Source organism: Scandinavium tedordense, from assembly GCF_024764965.1.
Taxonomy (GTDB): domain Bacteria; phylum Pseudomonadota; class Gammaproteobacteria; order Enterobacterales; family Enterobacteriaceae; genus Scandinavium; species Scandinavium tedordense.
Window position 1 is genome coordinate 127,200 of the sequence record NZ_JALIGG010000057.1, and the last position, 16,502, is coordinate 143,701.

General features: G+C 55.0%; 13 protein-coding genes and 1 pseudogene. 3 read left to right on the forward strand and 11 right to left on the reverse strand.

The window, feature by feature from the left end; translation table 11 throughout:
- The first annotated feature begins 83 nt into the window (after positions 1 to 83).
- The 3 genes from MUU46_RS16550 (at position 84) to MUU46_RS16560 (ending at position 3,853) form a co-directional block, all read left to right on the forward strand.
- On the forward strand, positions 84 to 1,097 hold the full coding sequence (locus tag MUU46_RS16550) for a LacI family DNA-binding transcriptional regulator (RefSeq protein WP_258966088.1): 1,014 nt from the start codon (positions 84 to 86) through the stop codon (positions 1,095 to 1,097).
- A 186-nt stretch (positions 1,098 to 1,283) separates the two neighbouring features.
- Entirely contained in the window at positions 1,284 to 2,300 is a 1,017-nt protein-coding gene (locus tag MUU46_RS16555; RefSeq protein WP_258966089.1) for an HlyD family secretion protein, read from the forward strand.
- An 11-nt stretch (positions 2,301 to 2,311) separates the two neighbouring features.
- Entirely contained in the window at positions 2,312 to 3,853 is a 1,542-nt protein-coding gene (locus tag MUU46_RS16560; protein WP_258966090.1) for a DHA2 family efflux MFS transporter permease subunit, read from the forward strand.
- Between the two features lie 455 nt (positions 3,854 to 4,308).
- On the opposite strand, the gene MUU46_RS16565 is transcribed toward MUU46_RS16560, so the two are convergent.
- From MUU46_RS16565 to MUU46_RS16615, 11 genes and pseudogenes are all read right to left on the reverse strand, one after another.
- The gene (locus MUU46_RS16565; RefSeq protein ID WP_258966091.1) at positions 4,309 to 5,304 is read right to left on the reverse strand and encodes an HAD family hydrolase; all 996 of its coding nucleotides are present in this window, start codon (positions 5,302 to 5,304) and stop codon (positions 4,309 to 4,311) included.
- Complete coding sequence (locus MUU46_RS16570; protein WP_159754790.1) at positions 5,301 to 6,317, reverse strand: BatD family protein; 1,017 nt, start codon at positions 6,315 to 6,317, stop codon at positions 5,301 to 5,303. Before MUU46_RS16570 ends, MUU46_RS16565 begins: the two co-directional genes overlap by 4 nt.
- Positions 6,314 to 7,831 carry a tetratricopeptide repeat protein gene (locus tag MUU46_RS16575; protein ID WP_258966092.1) on the reverse strand — a complete coding sequence of 506 codons (1,518 nt, stop codon included), beginning with the start codon at positions 7,829 to 7,831 and terminating at the stop codon, positions 6,314 to 6,316. The genes MUU46_RS16570 and MUU46_RS16575 overlap by 4 nt, the downstream gene beginning before the upstream one ends.
- Positions 7,828 to 8,805: a VWA domain-containing protein gene (locus MUU46_RS16580; protein WP_159754784.1), complete on the reverse strand. Its 978-nt coding sequence runs from the start codon at positions 8,803 to 8,805 to the stop codon at positions 7,828 to 7,830. The genes MUU46_RS16575 and MUU46_RS16580 overlap by 4 nt, the downstream gene beginning before the upstream one ends.
- Complete coding sequence (locus MUU46_RS16585) at positions 8,798 to 9,238, reverse strand: DUF4381 family protein (RefSeq protein ID WP_159754781.1); 441 nt, start codon at positions 9,236 to 9,238, stop codon at positions 8,798 to 8,800. The genes MUU46_RS16580 and MUU46_RS16585 overlap by 8 nt, the downstream gene beginning before the upstream one ends.
- Complete coding sequence (locus tag MUU46_RS16590) at positions 9,239 to 10,144, reverse strand: DUF58 domain-containing protein (RefSeq protein ID WP_159754744.1); 906 nt, start codon at positions 10,142 to 10,144, stop codon at positions 9,239 to 9,241.
- A complete protein-coding gene (locus tag MUU46_RS16595; protein ID WP_159754741.1) occupies positions 10,144 to 11,142 on the reverse strand; it encodes an AAA family ATPase in 999 nt (332 codons plus the stop codon). The genes MUU46_RS16590 and MUU46_RS16595 overlap by 1 nt, the downstream gene beginning before the upstream one ends.
- Positions 11,139 to 12,434 carry an anaerobic sulfatase maturase gene (locus MUU46_RS16600; RefSeq protein WP_159754738.1) on the reverse strand — a complete coding sequence of 432 codons (1,296 nt, stop codon included), beginning with the start codon at positions 12,432 to 12,434 and terminating at the stop codon, positions 11,139 to 11,141. Before MUU46_RS16600 ends, MUU46_RS16595 begins: the two co-directional genes overlap by 4 nt.
- A 119-nt stretch (positions 12,435 to 12,553) precedes the next feature.
- Positions 12,554 to 14,131: an arylsulfatase gene (locus MUU46_RS16605; protein WP_159754735.1), complete on the reverse strand. Its 1,578-nt coding sequence runs from the start codon at positions 14,129 to 14,131 to the stop codon at positions 12,554 to 12,556.
- Between the two features lie 193 nt (positions 14,132 to 14,324).
- A pseudogene (locus tag MUU46_RS16610) lies at positions 14,325 to 14,661 on the reverse strand (fumarate hydratase); the annotation flags it as partial.
- 476 nt (positions 14,662 to 15,137) lie between these two features.
- Complete coding sequence (locus MUU46_RS16615) at positions 15,138 to 16,238, reverse strand: GGDEF domain-containing protein (RefSeq protein ID WP_258966093.1); 1,101 nt, start codon at positions 16,236 to 16,238, stop codon at positions 15,138 to 15,140.
- Positions 16,239 to 16,502: the final 264 nt, after the last annotated feature.

The following is a 16,502-nucleotide window of genomic DNA, read 5'->3' on the forward strand; positions in this document are numbered from 1 at the left end:
AACGTGACGCAGAGCGCACACCCCTGCCGAAATCGGACAAGGGCAGGTATGATGTTGATTCTGTTAGCCGTGGGGCAGGGAAAATGAAGCGCAAAAATAAGGTCACGATGAACGAAATCGCTCGCGCTGCCGGGGTCTCACAGGCCACGGTGTCGTTGGTGATAAATCAGTCGCGCAATATAAAACTCAGTGAAGAGACGCGCCAGCGGGTTCTCGCCGTGGCGGGCGAGCTGGGCTATGACCGCCTGCCGGCCATTCATTCCCCGCGTAATCAGGAAGAAATCGCGCTGCTGATAAGCTCGTTGCAAAGCTACGATCCGTTTGTTGATGCCATCAGTCAGGCGCGGGATGCGGCGTGGCGTAACGAAGTGCTGCTCACGGTGTACGACTACGGCGATGACAGCGAACTGGCGCTGAACATCATTCGTCAACTGGAAAAGCGCAACTGCGTGGGAATCATCCTTGCCTCGCCGGTGACGACGATGGTTGACATGACGGCGTTTCAGGACTGCACCACGTTACCGCTGGTGTTGCTCAATCAGCGTGACCCGGATTCGCCGCTACTGCCATCGTTCGTGCCGGACGATTACGCCAATGCCTTTCAGCTCACGCGGCACCTGATAAACCAAGGTGCGACGCGCATCGCGCATATTACTGGCGAATCCTGGATGGAGGCTACCCGACAGCGTCTTGCAGGTTACCAGGCCGCGCTGGCGCAGGCGGGAATTGCGGCGCAGTCGGAGTGGGTGCAGCAGACTAACTGGCAGTTTAACGAATCGTACCAGGCGACAGAGACGCTGCTGGCGCTCGAGTCGCGCCCTGACGCGATTTTCTGTGCCAGCGACTGGCTGGCGATTGGTTGTTATCAGGCTCTTTCCACGCTCGGGGTGCGGATTCCGGACGAGATGCTGGTGGCGGGCTATGACGATCAGAAAATCTCTGAACAGATGACCCCTCCACTCACAAGTATTCAGCTGCCTTATGGTGAGCTCGGCAGACTGGCGGTCGAATATCTCTGTAATGCCGAAGATGCCGCCACCCATCTGACTCTCGCCGGACGCCTGAAAATAAGGCGTTCCAGCCAATCAAATTTATAATTAAACCCCCAATAGCACAGCGTGCTTAGTTCATTATAAGCAAGCTAAGTATTATTCATCTCATCAATAACTCTGCTGATACCTGAACACTTCAACTTAGATGCAACCTGTCCGTCGCGCAGGGCATCTGCGTTTCTTTTTGTTTCTCTTTCGACGTGGGTATCGCTCAAATAATGAGACCTGCACATGAATATTAAAAAATTACGTTTTATCTTATTACTTGTCGTTCCGACTCTGGGCGTTGCGGCGGGCGGCTGGCTCTATTTAACCGGCGGTCGTTATGTTGAAACCGATAATGCTTACGTGAAAGCGGATAAAACCACTATCGGCGCGGAGGTGTCCGGTCGTGTATTACGCGTGGCGGTAAAAGAAAACCAGCATGTGAATAAAGGCGATTTATTATTTAGCGTCGACCCTAAACCGTATGAATTAGCGGTAGCGCAGGCGAAGTCTGAATTGAATAATACCGTTATCGATTTAAATACCATTAAATCGCAATATCAGAGCAAGCTCGCCAACATCGCGGTATCCAAAAGTCAGTATGCCTATGCGAAGCGTGAAGAAGGTCGTTTGCATCGCCTGAGCGGCCCGGGCTACGTGTCAGCGTCGGAACTCGATGGTGCGCATCAGAAAACCCTGCTGATGGCGCTGGAAGTGAACATGCTGCAAAAGCAATTGCAGGAAGTGGTCGACAGTTTCGGCGGCGATATTTCTCTGCCGGCGGAAAAACACCCGCGCTATAAAGAAGCGCTGGCGCATCTGAATACGGCTAAGAATGACCTGACTCACGTTAACGAATATGCGCCATCGTCCGGTAATATCACCAAAGTATTGCAGACCGGGGAATATGTACAGGGCGGGACCACCGCCATGCTGCTGGTCTCCGATCAGAATCTATATGTCGAAGCGAACTTTACCGAGAAAGATTTAACCCACATCCGTGATAACGAAACGGCTGAAATCAGCGTCGACTACGCCCCGGGCGTGACCTGGCATGGCAAAGTGAGCAGCATCAGCCCGGCGACGGGTGCTGAGTACTCCGTTATCCCGGCGGAAAACGCCACCGGGAACTGGGTAAAAGTGACCCAGCGCGTGCCGGTTCGTATCCGTCTGGAAACCGACGCTAAGCAGCCACAGCTGCGCGCGGGCTTAAGCGCCACCATTAAAATTGATACCCAGGCCAGCACCAACCGCGCGTCCTGAGGAGGTCCGTTATGTCTGATGTGATAGCTGCTCCGCAGCCACTGAAGCGTACTGCCGACAGACGATTGTTGATCACCTTCTCGGTGATGCTGGCAACCATCATGCAGGCGCTGGATACCACCATCGCCAATGTGGCGTTGCCGCATATGCAGGGCGCAATGGGCGCGACTCAGGACCAGACGTCGTGGGTGCTGACTTCGTATATTGTCGCTGCCGCGATTGCGATGCCGATGACCGGTTTTGTTGCCGCGCGAATCGGGCGTAAGCGCCTGTTCACGTGGTCTGTAGTCGGTTTTACCGTGGCTTCAATGCTGTGCGGGGCCGCACAGTCTCTCGATCAAATCGTGATTTTCCGTCTGCTACAGGGGATTTTTGGCGCAAGCCTGGTGCCGCTGTCACAGTCGGTAATGTTGGATGCCTGGCCGAAAGAGAAGCACGGATCGGCGATGGCGATGTGGGGCATGGGCGTGATGGTCGGCCCCATCCTCGGCCCGGCGCTCGGTGGCTGGCTTACCGAGTATTACAGCTGGCGCTGGGTGTTTTACATCAATATCCCGTTTGGCGCGCTGGCCTGGCTTGGGATCAGCACCTTCGTCAGCGAAACGGCGATTGATGCAAAACGTAAATTTGACCTGCTGGGCTTCTTCTTACTGAGCGTGGCGATCGGCAGCCTGCAGCTGTTCCTCGACCGGGGCCAGTCGAAAGAGTGGTTCTCGAGCGGTGAAATCATCATCGAAGCAGTGCTGGCGGGCGTGGCGTTTTATCTTTTCGTCTCGCATATTTTCACTGCCAAAAAGCCGTTTATCGAGCCGGGTATTTTCCGCGATAAGAACTTTGTGGTTGGGCTACTGTTCAGCTTTATGATGGGCACTATCCTGCTGGCCACGATGGCGCTGATGCCGCCGCTGCTGCAAAACTTCATGAACTATCCGGTTATCGACGTGGGCCTGCTGATGACCCCGCGCGGCTTCGGCACCATGTTCAGCATGATGATCGTCGGACGCATCGCCGGTAAAGTCGACCTGCGTTACGTTATTGCGCTTGGCGTGGTGGTGATGGCGATTTCTCTGTGGCAGATGACGCAGTTCAGTATGTGGATGAGCCAGTGGGAAATTATCAGCTCCGGGGTTGTGCAGGGTATCGGCATGGGTCTGACGTTTGTGCCGCTCTCGACGCTCACCTTTTCAACCCTGGCCCCCTCATATCGTACCGAAGGGACGTCGCTGTACTCGTTGATTCGTAATATCGGTAGCAGTATTGGTATTTCAGTAGTGACCACTTACCTCGCTCAGCAGAGCCAGCGTAATCACAGTGTGTTCTCCGGGTTTATCAATCCGTTTAACAAAGCGCTTCAGCATGACATTCATCACGGTATGTATAGCCTGCACAATATGGCCGGGCTGATGTCTATTAACAACGAAGTCACCCGTCAGGCGACAGTCATGGCTTACTATCAGGATTTCCGCCTGATGATGTTTCTATGCTTCCTGTTGTTGCCGCTGGTACTGCTGTTTTCGAAACCGACGAAAGTGGGTGAGACAATTCTGGAGTAGGCGCTCGATTGCTCCCGGGAGCGGAGGTTTGTTCCGTTCACCTTTTCAGTATGGCGGACTGTTGCGCTCCTTTTCGTCCAGTACTTTTATGATGTTCCCGGCAACAGGAGCGCGAAAGGGGCGGCCAGTCGCCGCCGCCCCCTTCACCCCCGGGCTTTGGCTAACAAAATCGCCGCTTTGCGGTGCCTTTCGCTTATCTCTTCCGGCTATCGGGTCGGGCGCGATGCAACGTCCCTGTAAGTCGCGCCCTCAGCCCGCATCCCTGCGGGCTGACCCGGCCTTCAGAGAACGCTCCAGCGATTTTGATGCCACTAAAAGCGCGCAGACCTTCAGCAAAAGCGCGCAGACCTTCAGCATGGCAATTCACGCCCTCGCTTGAAATCGGCGAACCGAAGTCAACACTACCAGCCTAAGAACCCTCCGCCCCGAGATCGCTTATGGCAGCGACTGCGCCATTACTTCGCCGGACACATTGCCGGATCAAATACCGTTTTCCAGTCCTGCTTCATATCCACCACCGTCCAGCCTTTGGCTTTCGCGACGGGCAGGGCGGCTTCCAGTTTCCCGCTGGCGGGTGGATGGCTGTCATAGGCATACTCACGCGTCGCATCGGTGTGATGCACCAGCAGACCGAAAGTTTTGTAATCTGGGTTAGCGGCAGTGTATTGCAGCATCTGCAAATCGCCGTCGCTGTTACCAAAGGCCGCCACCGGGCGATGCCCCATAAACAGATGAATTGCCACTGGCTTATTGGCTTCGTCGTCGTTAAACGCACCGTTCATGGTTTTGCGGATTTGCGTACCGTTGTCAGTAAGAGAGAATTCACCCAACGCAAAGGAACCGACCACCTGCTCTGGTGGAATACCGTACATTTTCTGCGACATCACGCGCATAAAGTCGATACCACCGCCGGAGATAATCCAGGTTTTGAAGCCATTTTCACGCAGATAATCGAGCAGTTGGCGCATCGGCTGGTAGCCCATCTGGTCGTAGCGACAGCCAAAACGCGCATCTTTATGGGTTTCAAGCCAGCTGGAAACACGCTTGTCGAAATCGTCGGTGGTCATACCGCTGTGGGTCATCGCCAGCAGTTTCAGGAGCCCTTTATTTCCCGCTTTGACCACGGTTTTCAGATCATTGGTCAGAACGGCATTAACGAGCGGGTCCTGTTTCCATTCCGGATGCTCCGGTGCCTGGCGCTTGATTTCATCAATAATAAACTGGATCTGGAATGTCAGCGGCGCTTCCGGCCACAGAGTGCCGTCGTTGTCGAACACCACATAGCGCTTATCTTCAGGAATAAATGAGTTACTGCCCTGTTTCGTCGAGTTTTCTACCCACTGTTCGATCGACTGTTTGGCCGCAGTGTCATTCCAGGCAGAAAGCGGGTCGGCGTGCGCCAGCGTGCTGCAACCCAGCATTAGCATGCAGGTCAGAAGTGATTTTTTCATCGTTTTTTCCTTTCAACGGGGGCAAGTTCAGGCAATGTGACTGGCTGCCAGAAGCGAAGCCAGCGGTGATGTAACCAGTTCGCACTTTGGCGTAGCTGATGACGGGCATACCAGCCGGTTGCGCCAAGAATCAGCAGAACCAGCAGGCCGATGGCAACATGCCACGGCGTGTCGCCAGTGCTACCGCGTAGGGCAGATTCTTTGCCTGCGGCGCGGGCGCTTTCGACCTTCAGTGTTTCGCCTTTCAGCTCCGCCAGTTGCCACTGATGGTGTTCGGTATCCCACCAGCGCAGTTTTACTGGCGGCAGCGTCAGGGTACCGGAGTCGGTTGGCATGTAGCGCAGCTTTTCCACGCGGATTGCGCCCTCGATATCACCGCGTCCACTTTTGATAAAACTATTTTCCGGCGTCAGACGCTGGCTCTCATCGCCAGGAATGGCGTACAGAATCTGCGGGATTTGCGCGGGTAAAATATCCTGAGCCTTGACGGTGACCACACGTTCGACCGCATCTCCCGCCCGCAGGGTTTTATCTTTTCCGGCATGGTACTGGGTGATGGTCTGCGTCAGTGAAAGGCCGCGAGCGGGTAAAAAGCGGTCTGGCTGCTCAACACCTTTCGGCCAGTTGACGGGCAATTCAAGCGTATCCAGGTGCACCGTCGTCGGTGGCTGGCCAGCAGAGGTGATGGTCAGGTCGATCGCAGGCAGACGCACTGTGCCTTGATCCCAGGCCATCAACTGGCGTTCAAGACGAATGCCGCTCCAGGAGATGCCGTTTTGTTGGCGGGTAATTAACTGGTTTGGCAGCGGCGTATTGAGTAATACCCCTTCCTGAACCTTAAACTCAGGCCATTCTGGTGGCGGATTAAACCAGCTGTCGGTCCAGTACGTGACTGCCACGGTCACCGGCTGGCCCGGTACAATGCTTTTCGGGGCCACGATTTCACGAGTGATGTCCATTGCCGCATGGGCCGGGAGCATCGCCACCATCAGCAGTGCTAACAGGCGTTTCATGGCGTCGTCTCCTGGGCTCCGTTGCGGTACAGACTTTCCAGCAGGCCGGATGGTGACACCTGTAAATTCTCAAACCACTGATTAAGCTGCGGCGAAGTGCCTTTGATGGCACCAATGTCTTTTTGCTTCACGCCCTGGCCTTTTTTCAAGTCTTTCAGCACTTTGTCTGGTCCATCATCCATGTCATCCCCTTGCTCCTGCTCAGCCTCGCGCTGTTTCAGCCGCAGTTGCATGACGATGTGCGACACTTTTTCGCGGTTTTCCAGCGCCATTTTCCAGTCCGGGCGCAGGCTCAGCGCCTGATCGTAGGTGTCCAGCGCCTGCTGCCACTGCTTCTGCTGCGCAAGGCTATTGCCGGTCCACAACAAGGTTTCCGGCGTTTGCGGCGCGCGGTGGAATGCGCCCACAGCGGCGGTAAAGTTTCCGGCATTGTACCAGGCGATGCCTTGCCACAGCGGATCGCGGAAGTGTTCGGCGGCTTTTTGGTAGTCGCCTTTCTCAAACGCGTGCTGGCCTTGAACGTCCGGGTTCACCCATGCGTCGAGCCAGGCGGCGTCGCTGTGGGAAGACCAGAACATCATCGGCATCACCAGGGCGATACAAATCAGCTGGCGACGCCAGAAGAACAGCAGCACCAGCATCGGGATCGCCAGCAGCCAGCCGCTGTTTTTCCAGTGCAGGTCACTGCGGGCGTTGTTTTGCTGTGTGACGGACTGCTGAATATGGCTCTGCACTACCTGCAAATCGCTGTCATCGGCGGTGACCAGCGTGACCGGAATGCCGGCCTCGCGCACTGAGCTGAAACGCTCAACGTTGAGTCGAGTGTCTATCCCACGGCTGGCGTATTTTTCCGGCAGCGTGCCGCCCGCGGCGGTACCCGGCACCCAAATTTGAATCGGTGCTTTGAGCTTTTCGAGGTAGGCCACGTCGGCGTCCGTCAGTGTATCTGCCACCAGAATCAGGCTGCGCGGCGAGGCCGGGCTGTTTTTGATAGCCAGTTCAATGGCGGCCTTCAGGCCAGAACCAGGGCCTTCCGGCATCAGCGACGGGTTTTGCGCGTGCAGGAACAGCGAGAAGAACTGCGGGTCCTGGGTCAGCGGTGTGGTAACAAATGCCTGATTGCTGTACACCACCAGACCGTATCGTGCGCCGGGTGCGTTATCCATCAAGCTGCTGATTTTGCTTTGCATTCGTTCGTTGCGACTCGGCGTCAGGTCCTGAGCGTACATCGCCAGGTCCTGCTGCATGACCACCATCACGTTACTTTCCGGCGTCAGGGCTGCGGGAAACTCACGCTGCCAGGTTGGTCCGGCGAGGGCAATCACTCCCAGCGCGAACAGCCACGGCAGCACTTGGGTCAGGCGTTTTGAACGTCCGATAATCAGCGCTTGCGCGAACGGTTTGTCCATGATGCGCTGCCAGGCACTGGCCCCGGCGAAGGGCAGAAATGCCAGCAGGGCGGCAACAATCAGCCCCAGCAAACGCCACGGGTAGATAAAGTGGAAGTCACTCATGACCGTTTCTCCCTGATAAGTCGCACCACAGCCAGCAGGAACAACAGCAGCATGGCAGCTCCGAGCGGCCAGGCAAATAGCGGCAGATGCCACGACCAGCCGATGCTTTTCACCTGTACCGGCGTGATGGCATCAATCTCTTTCCAGACGCTGTCGAGTGCCGCGCCGGAGTTGGCGGCGGTCCACGATTTGCCGCCAGTTGTCTGGGAAATCTGCTGCAACAGCGGCAGGTCAACTTTATCTTCCCCGACGCTGTGCGTATCGCCAAAGGCGATGGTATGCACCTGAACGTGGTGTGAAGCGGCGAGTTGTGCGGCGAGATCCGGCGAAAGCTGCGACGCGGTATCGTTGCCATCGGTCAGCAGGATAGCGAGTTTGCTGGCCTCTTTATCGGTACCGGAATCGAGCACCTTTACCGCCACGCCAAGGGCATCGCCGATCGCTGTTTGTTGGCCGATCATCCCCGGTGCGAGCTGATTAATGCGCATGTTCAGCGCCTGCTTATCTTCACTCACCGGCGCGAACGGCCAGGCGCTGCTGGCAAAAATCACCATCCCGATGCGGTCAGATTTACGCGCCGTCACGAATTTGCGCACCGACGCCTGAACCGCCTGCAAACGCGTGATGCCGCCTTCAACGTCGTTTTTTTGCATCGAGCCGGAAACGTCGAGGATAAGCACCATGTCGCGCATCGGCTTCTGAATATGCTGCGGTGGCGTGAGGTATTCCGGACGGGTCAGGGCGCAAACCAACAGCGCCCACACTAGCCAGAACATCGCCCCGCGTAGCCAACCGTCACGTACCGGCTGGCTGTCGAGTTTTAATTCGTCGATGAGATTGGGCAAAAACGGCACGCGAACGTGCTCTTTCTGCTGTTTGTCCTGCGATAGCAGATAGCGGCCCAGCAGCGGCAACAGCAGTAACAGCCATGCCCACGGCCAGGCAAAATCAATCCGTGAAAATAGCTCAGACATCAGGCAGCTCCTTCAGCCATTGTGCCAATTGTTGGCGCAACCGTGATTCATCATCGTCCGCAAGCCGGTTATCTCTTTGGCAATATTTGGCACACATTTGCTGGCGCAATCCGTTTTCAAGGGGAACCTGCTGTAACAACGCTTCTGCGGTCAGCCAGTTACTGACCGTCGCGCGCGGCTGGTGAACCAGCAGCACCTGTTTAATCAAATTCAGCCAGCTGTCGACGCTGTGTGATGCAGGCAAAACGGACAACGCGTCGCGACGCCAGCGATTGCGGCGGTAGCGGGCACAGTAGAAAAACAGATAAACGATGAGAACCGCGAGCAGCAGGGCACCCAGGACCAGCCAGCCCGGCGGTAGAGGGAACCAGGAAGGAGAGGGAGGTAGCACCGGCTGCGAAAGCGCGGGCACGGTAAATCCTTTCTCGAGCATTCAGATACCTTTTTGTAACTGCTTAATCAGATCCTGAGTGACCACCAGATGATTCACGCGAATGCCGAGCCGTGTCAGGCGGCTTTGCTGGCGGGCAAGACGAGTCGTGGTGCTTTGCTCAATGTCAGCCTTTAACCCGGGGGTGAGCGTAAACGCCGCCTCGTGACCTTGCCAGGTGGCTGCCAGCGCGCCGGAAGAGGGCAGACGCTTGTGCAAATCATCCAGTACCACAAAGGCGCTGACTTCGCAGCGACGGCGCAGCCCGGCAAGCAGGGCGTCGCAGTTGTGGTCCAGATCGTGGAAATCGCTGAGCACCGCCACCCATGCGCCGTTGGGGATAGCTCCGCTGGCACGCAGAAGGGCATCGGACAGCGTAACGGTGGCGACGGGTTCAGTCGGATACTGCTCCGGCAGCAGCTGGTTGTAGTGCTGCAACGTATCGAGGATTGGATTCAGACTGGTACGCGGAGGACGACATTTTTGCAGTGCCATGTCGGTATCGTTAAATACCAGGCTGCCGACCCGGTCGCCGTCATGCCAGCTGCGCCAGGCGAGCAGTGCCGCAGTTTTTGCTGCGGCGACGGATTTGGTCTGTCCTCGCGTGGCGAAGAACATATCGAGGCGCTGATCGACCAGCAGAAACACCGGGCGCTCACGCTCTTCGTTGTACAGTCTGATCCACGGCTGACGAAGGCGGGCTGTTGCCTGCCAGTCAATCAGACGTACGTCGTCGCCTGGCTGATAGCGGCGAAGACTGTCAAAATTCAGCCCGCGCCCCTGCTGTTTTGAGGTGCGTTCACCTGCCAGCGCGCCCGGGGGAATTTGCCCTGGCGGGTTGGCAATCAGACGCGCGTCGTTGACCAGTGCAAGCAGCGTCTCACGGTCGACACTGAGGCGGCTGTCCATTACGCCACCACGGCGTCGAGCAACATTTTCACCACGTCATCAGCGGTGCAGTTATCGGCGCTGGCCTGGTAGCTTAGCATCAGGCGGTGACGGATAACCGACGGTGCGATGCGGCGCACGTCTTCCGGCAGTACCGCATCGCGGCCTTCGAGCCACGCCTGCGCGCGAGCACAGCGGTCAAGCGCCAGAGAACCACGCGGGCTAACGCCGATGTGGATGTAACTTGCCAGCGTGTCGCTGACGTTCTGCGGATAACGGGTTGCTTCAATCAGGTTGACGATGTATTCCTCAATCGCAGGCGCCACGTATACGGCGGAAATCTCCTGCCAGCTGGCGGCAATTTCCTGCTGCGAAAGGGTCAAACTCTCTTCTGGCTGTGCGGTTTCGCTCTTCGCCAGGGCCTGATATTTGGCCTGCTGTTCGGCGCGCACCATCTGCATGACTTTCTGCTCGTTCTCTTTCGACGGGTAATCGACGAGAACTTTCATCAGGAAGCGGTCGAGCTGTGCTTCCGGAAGCGGCCAGGTCCCTTCCTGATCCACCGGGTTCTGCGTGGCGAGCACCATGAAGACGCCCGGCAGCGGCCAGGTTTTCCCGGCAACCGTTACGTGGCGTTCTTCCATCGCTTCGAGCAGCGCCGACTGAACACGGGCAGACGCACGGTTGATTTCATCGGCGAGAATAACGTTGCCGAACACCGGCCCTGGACGAAAGCGGAACTGGTCCTCTTCGCGGGTGGCGTTCTGCTGATAAATTTCGCTACCGGTGATGTCTGATGGCAGCAAGTCAGGCGTGAACTGAATACGGCGGAACTCGCCTTCAACGTGACGGGCCAGCTCGCGTACCGCGCGGGTCTTCGCCAGGCCTGGCAGGCCTTCGAGCAGCACGTGCCCATCGCAGAGCAGAGCGATAATCAGCATGCGCACCAGCTCTTCCTGACCCAGTACCTGGGTGTTCATGCGTTGTTCTAACTGAAGCAGTTTTTCCCTGCTATTCATTTTTTCACTCCTGCAAAATCACGTTTCAGTAGCGTGGCGATCCCAACCAGAATCGGCTCAGCATAGTTAAAGAATGCCTTGATGCCAGGGCAAAGGTAGTTCAGGCCCAGTTCGCCGTCGGGAGTCCGCACCAGACGGTTTTTCGGACATTCGCCCCAGCACAATTTGAGGTAAGGACATGTTTTACAGTATTCCGGCAGAGTATCTTTTTTACCCATGCCGAAAGCCTGCTGGCGTTCGGAGAAAGCGAGATGCGACAGTTCGCTGTTCTCGATATTGCCAATCTGATATTCCGGGTAGACGTAGTGGTCGCAGGAGAAAATGTCGCCATTTTTTTCAATAGCGAGGCCCTTGCCGCAGAACTCGGAGGCGGTGCAAATCTGCGCCGGCATCCCCATGGTCTGCGCCACGGCGGTTTCAAACAGGTTCACCTGCACGCGGCCTAAATCGTTGTTGACCCACTCTTCGAACACCGCAATCAGGAAGGTGCCCCAGTCTTCGGGATCAACCGACCAGTCGGTGACGATGGAGTCTAAATCACCCGGGCGCGCGCGACGGCTGCCGGTAATCGGAATTGAATCGTCTTGCCAGAATTGTGGCGCGGTACTTTTGAAATCGACAGGTTCGACGCACGGGTTGAACTGCACGTAGGTCGCGCCCAGTTCGCGGGTCATGAAGCGATACACTTCCAGCGGGAAGCGGGCGTTGGTACGGTTGACGGTTACCAGCGCGTTGAACGGGACGCCGTGGCGCTTGAGCGCATCCACGCCTTCCATCACTTTATCGAAGGTCGGTTTGCCGCTGCGCGTGACGCGATAGCGGTCGTGCAATTCTCGTGGGCCATCAATCGAGATGCCCACCAGAAACTTATGTTCTTTGAGGAACGCAGCCCATTTGTCGTTGATCAGTACGCCGTTGGTCTGCAAATCGTTTTCAATCTGCTGGCCCGGTTTTTTGTACTGCTTCTGGAATGCGACCACTTTTTCGAAAAATTCGAGTCCCATCAGGGTCGGTTCGCCGCCCTGCCAGGAGAAGACAACCTGCTCGCCATCCTGTCCGTCGATGTACTGACGAATGAATTTTTCCAGCACTTCATCGCTCATCCCGGTGTGTCTGTCCTGATGGAGTAATTGTTCTTTAGACAGGTAGAAACAGTAGGTGCAGTCGAGGTTGCAGGTGGAGCCGGAGGGTTTGGCCATTACGTGGAAGCGGCGCTTGTACTCTGGACCTTTGCCGTCATATTTTTCCGCAGACGGTAATGCTTTTACAGGTAGTGTGGTGCTGTACTTCATAGCAAACCCCTAAGGTGTAATAACCGACAAAGCGCACAATTAGCGTAGTTCAAAATGCAGAGCGGATTGCAATCGCAACCCGCTCTGAGCATGAGGTTCAATGCCTCAGTATATCAACTTTATTTGTTGATATTAGAGCCTTGCTCCAACATCGCTGATGCATCAGAGATGGTGAATGAGCCTGGCTTCTGGCGTGGTGGGAACTCTTTAAAGGTTGCCAGCATTTCTTTCGCGTATTTCTGCGCACCGCCCATCAGGAACATGCGGTCGTAGAACCAGCTCTGGTAGCCCATACCTTTGTCACCTTTCTCCAGTGGATCCACTTCCAGATCGAACAGCAGTGGAGCACGCAGTTTGGTGAACGGATAACGCCACAGATCCAGGCCTTCGTGTTCCTGGATCATGAAGTGTGCTTTCCAGCGACCGTAACGCATCGCCAGCAGATCACCGTCATCACTCCAGTAGAAGAACTCTTTACGCTGATCTTCGCCTTTACCCTGCAGGAAGTCGAGCTGGTTATAACCGTCCAGATGCACTTTGTAAGTGATGGATGGGGTTTTGTAACCCTTCAACAGCTGATCTTTGATGTTCGGATCGCCTGCTGCGGCTACCAGCGTTGGGAACCAGTCGTAGCTTGCAAACATGTCTTTTACGATGGTACCTGGCTTGATGTGGCCCGGCCATCTAACCATCGCAGGAACGCGGAAGCCGCCTTCCCAGCCGGTGTTTTTCTCACCACGGAACGGGGTTTCGCCCGCATCTGGCCAGGTTGCCGTCATTGGGCCGTTGTCGGTGGTGTAGATAACGATGGTGTTATCTTCGATGCCGAGATCTTTAATCTTCTTCAGCACGTCGCCGACCATCTTATCGTGTTCAACCATACCGTCGGCATACGTACCCAAGCCTGTTTTACCAATGCTGGCATCTTTCAGGTGAGTTTTGTTGTGCATACGGGTGGTGTTGAACCAGGTAAAGAACGGCTTGTTAGCCTTAACCTGACGTTCCATGAAGTCGTTGTTCGCCGCTAACGTTTCTTCGTCAACAGTGCCCATACGCTTAATGTTCAGTGGACCGGTATCTTCAATTTTGCCATCTGCGGAGCTCTTAATAACGCCACGCGGACCAAACTGCTTACGGAAGGCCGGGTCTTTCGGATAATCCGGGTTCTCTGGCTCTTCTTCTGCGTTCAGGTGGTACAGGTTACCGAGGAACTCATCGAAACCGTGCGCGGTTGGCAGGAACTCATCGCGGTCGCCGAGGTGGTTTTTACCAAACTGACCGGTTGCATAGCCCAGCTGTTTCAGGACGTTAGCAATGGTCGGGTCTTCTTTTTGCAGACCTTGTGGTGCACCTGGCATACCCACTTTACTCATCCCGGTACGGAATGGCATCTGGCCGGTAATGAACGCAGAACGACCCGCGGTGGAACTTTGTTCAGCGTAGTAAGAAGTGAATTTTGCACCCTGAGCAGCAATGCTGTCGATGTTCGGGGTGTCATAACCCATCGTACCCTGGTTGTAGGTACTCAGGTTCCAGTAACCGATATCGTCACCGAAGATGACAACAATGTTTGGTTTAGCAGAATCTTGTTTTGGAGAGGCTGTCGCAGGCGCTGCGTAAGCAGACGTTACAGCGCCAGAAGCCAGCGTCAGCATGCTGGCCAGCATCGTCCTCTTGAAAGGGACATGTTTAAACATGGAAAGGGACTCCGTTCGTTAAGGTCCCCTTCAGTATAGTCAAGCCTTGCTTAATGCAAAGTTGTGTTTGATATAAAAATAAATGATTACGATCATGTACTTTTGTGCACAAAGTCCACCAGATAACACGCGATTTTGACGCACTTTTATGCATAAAAAAAGAGAGTTTAAGAGGTGCCGGCAACGATGGTACGGCGGGCAGGTTGATACCGGTATTCACTGCCTTATACATATCCAGCGCCGCATTTTGCGAATAGCGCAGGAACTGCAGCGTCACGTATTTATCGTTGTCGCAGGCTCCCGGTCGGTCAGAATGGCAGCGACCTGTTTCTGATGCGACACGCGTAGCATAAATTCCGCATCGTGGAACGCCTGTTGGGCAAGCCGCGTTTGCGCTTGCAGCTCTACTTTCAGCATCGACTGGCCGTTACACTCGGCCACGGAAGCATGTTCACGGCTCCGCAGGACATCGTCGGTTTCGTCTTTGAGAGTGCGAAAGGAGTCTGATAAACAGACGGTTTATTCGACATACTCAACGCCATAAACAGACAGCGGTTCGGTCCCTGCGGTAAATATTTCCCCTCACCCCGGCCCTCTCCCCAAAGGGGCGAGGGGGAAAAGAAACCTCTCCATTCTTGAAGGCGAGGGGGAAAAGAAATATTTCCACTCCCGAAGGCGAGGGGGAAAAGAAATACCTCCACTCCTGAAGGCGAGGGGGAAAAGAAACACTTCCACTCCTGAGGGCGAGGGGAAAAGGGATGAGAGGGGCTCAATAGATCCCCTCTCCCTTTTAGGGAGAGGGCTAGGGTGAGGGTATAAACGCCAAGCCAATTGACGATTCGGTCTATAGCTATTTTGCGGTATTAATGGGCTCCCCCGTTCTGCTCAAACTGGTGGGCGCGATGGAAGTGACGCATATGGCTGCCGTATCAAAAAAGTCACTCCGTTCGCGCCGGAGTGACTTTTTTGTGGTGATGAATTGATATTACTGGTTCATTCCCCGCGTCTAACGCTCCCAGCAGATCCGGTTTCGCCCGTCACGTTTGGCTTGATAAAGCTGTTTATCGGCACTTTCCAGCAGACCCTCTAGCGGCATACCCTGATGCCACTGGGCGATACCCTGGCTGATCGTCACGCGCGGTGCAACGCTCGACCCTTTGTGCGGAATGCGCGCGTCGGCCAGCGCGTGTTGAATACGCTTGGCGATATCTATCGCATTCGGCAATCGGTCGCACACCGCCAGTACCACAAACTCCTCGCCGCCGAAGCGGAACGCAGCGTCGCTGGCTTTACGCAGGGATTGCTCAATGCAGCGAGACACCTGGATCAGGCATTTATCTCCTTGAACGTGGCCATACATATCGTTGTACTGCTTGAAAAAATCGATATCCAGTACGATCAAGAACAGCGATTTTTTACCGTGCTCCAGTTGGCGAGAGCTGCGGGCAAAGGATTCCGTTAGGCTGTGACGGTTAAATAGGCCGGTCAGGGTGTCGTAGTTTGCGAGCCTGAGCAGTTTTTTAATCAGTACATTTCTTTCGTATTCGCTGCGCTGGGTGCGCAAATAGGATTCCAGCAGAATATAGCGAGCCGACAGTACTACTGCCAGAATAATGACTGTTCCAGCCCACAGAAGCAGAGGAAATTCCAGTGGCGACACTATTTCGCCGTAAACCATTGAAATAATGATGGGTATGCAAAAAAGAGTCAGCAGTAAACCGGAGATATAAAAAGTAATGGTGGCGGGCAGCAGAATGATCACCAATATCACTATCGTGATCGTCGGCTGCTTAAAATCATTCAGCATATTAAAAAAGAGGATCGACCATAACACGCTAAAGGTCAGCACGATTAGCGGCAGACATTTTTGATACAGCCCTTCATTGATACCGTCACGTAAGGTGATAGTGGTACATAAATTGATCACGGAAAAGCCGATAATACTCCACAGCGGTAGCATGTAGTGCTGGGTGTTGAAGGTAACCGAATCGCCGCTCAGAATGCGCACCAATAACCAGGCGGCAAAAATAATGTTCAGGCACAAAAACCAGAGGTAACCCTTCACGCTGGCGATCGCCACTTCTCCGGTGCTGTGCTTGATATCCATGAAATCACTCCCGTTTTGACTACCTTTGATAATAGTGGATCCCTTCCACCTGCTCAATTCGGCACCTAAAAATCATCTCAACGACGAACGCAATGGCAGCAGACTCTGCGGTGAGTTTGCGCTTCGTTGATTTACTGCGCTGCAACAAATTGCTTCATTTTTTCACATTTAGGAAGGCCGATTCAAACGACGTGTACTACTTTTACAAAAAGTAACAGCCCTGCCTTTTTGCTTGTCCTTGTGCTTATTTTATTCAACTGCTTG

Bases quoted from the DNA above. Each gene is read 5' to 3' on its own strand.
- MUU46_RS16570 (WP_159754790.1), bottom strand. From the start codon at position 6,317: ATGAAACGCCTGTTAGCACTGCTGATGGTGGCGATGCTCCCGGCCCAT.
- MUU46_RS16560 (WP_258966090.1), top strand. From the start codon at position 2,312: ATGTCTGATGTGATAGCTGCTCCGCAGCCACTGAAGCGTACTGCCGAC.
- MUU46_RS16555 (WP_258966089.1), top strand. From the start codon at position 1,284: ATGAATATTAAAAAATTACGTTTTATCTTATTACTTGTCGTTCCGACT.
- MUU46_RS16590 (WP_159754744.1), bottom strand. From the start codon at position 10,144: ATGGACAGCCGCCTCAGTGTCGACCGTGAGACGCTGCTTGCACTGGTC.
- MUU46_RS16575 (WP_258966092.1), bottom strand. From the start codon at position 7,831: ATGAGTGACTTCCACTTTATCTACCCGTGGCGTTTGCTGGGGCTGATT.
- MUU46_RS16615 (WP_258966093.1), bottom strand. From the start codon at position 16,238: ATGGATATCAAGCACAGCACCGGAGAAGTGGCGATCGCCAGCGTGAAG.
- MUU46_RS16550 (WP_258966088.1), top strand. From the start codon at position 84: ATGAAGCGCAAAAATAAGGTCACGATGAACGAAATCGCTCGCGCTGCC.
- MUU46_RS16565 (WP_258966091.1), bottom strand. From the start codon at position 5,304: ATGAAAAAATCACTTCTGACCTGCATGCTAATGCTGGGTTGCAGCACG.
- MUU46_RS16585 (WP_159754781.1), bottom strand. From the start codon at position 9,238: ATGCTCGAGAAAGGATTTACCGTGCCCGCGCTTTCGCAGCCGGTGCTA.
- MUU46_RS16595 (WP_159754741.1), bottom strand. From the start codon at position 11,142: ATGAATAGCAGGGAAAAACTGCTTCAGTTAGAACAACGCATGAACACC.
- MUU46_RS16600 (WP_159754738.1), bottom strand. From the start codon at position 12,434: ATGAAGTACAGCACCACACTACCTGTAAAAGCATTACCGTCTGCGGAA.
- MUU46_RS16605 (WP_159754735.1), bottom strand. From the start codon at position 14,131: ATGTTTAAACATGTCCCTTTCAAGAGGACGATGCTGGCCAGCATGCTG.
- MUU46_RS16580 (WP_159754784.1), bottom strand. From the start codon at position 8,805: ATGTCTGAGCTATTTTCACGGATTGATTTTGCCTGGCCGTGGGCATGG.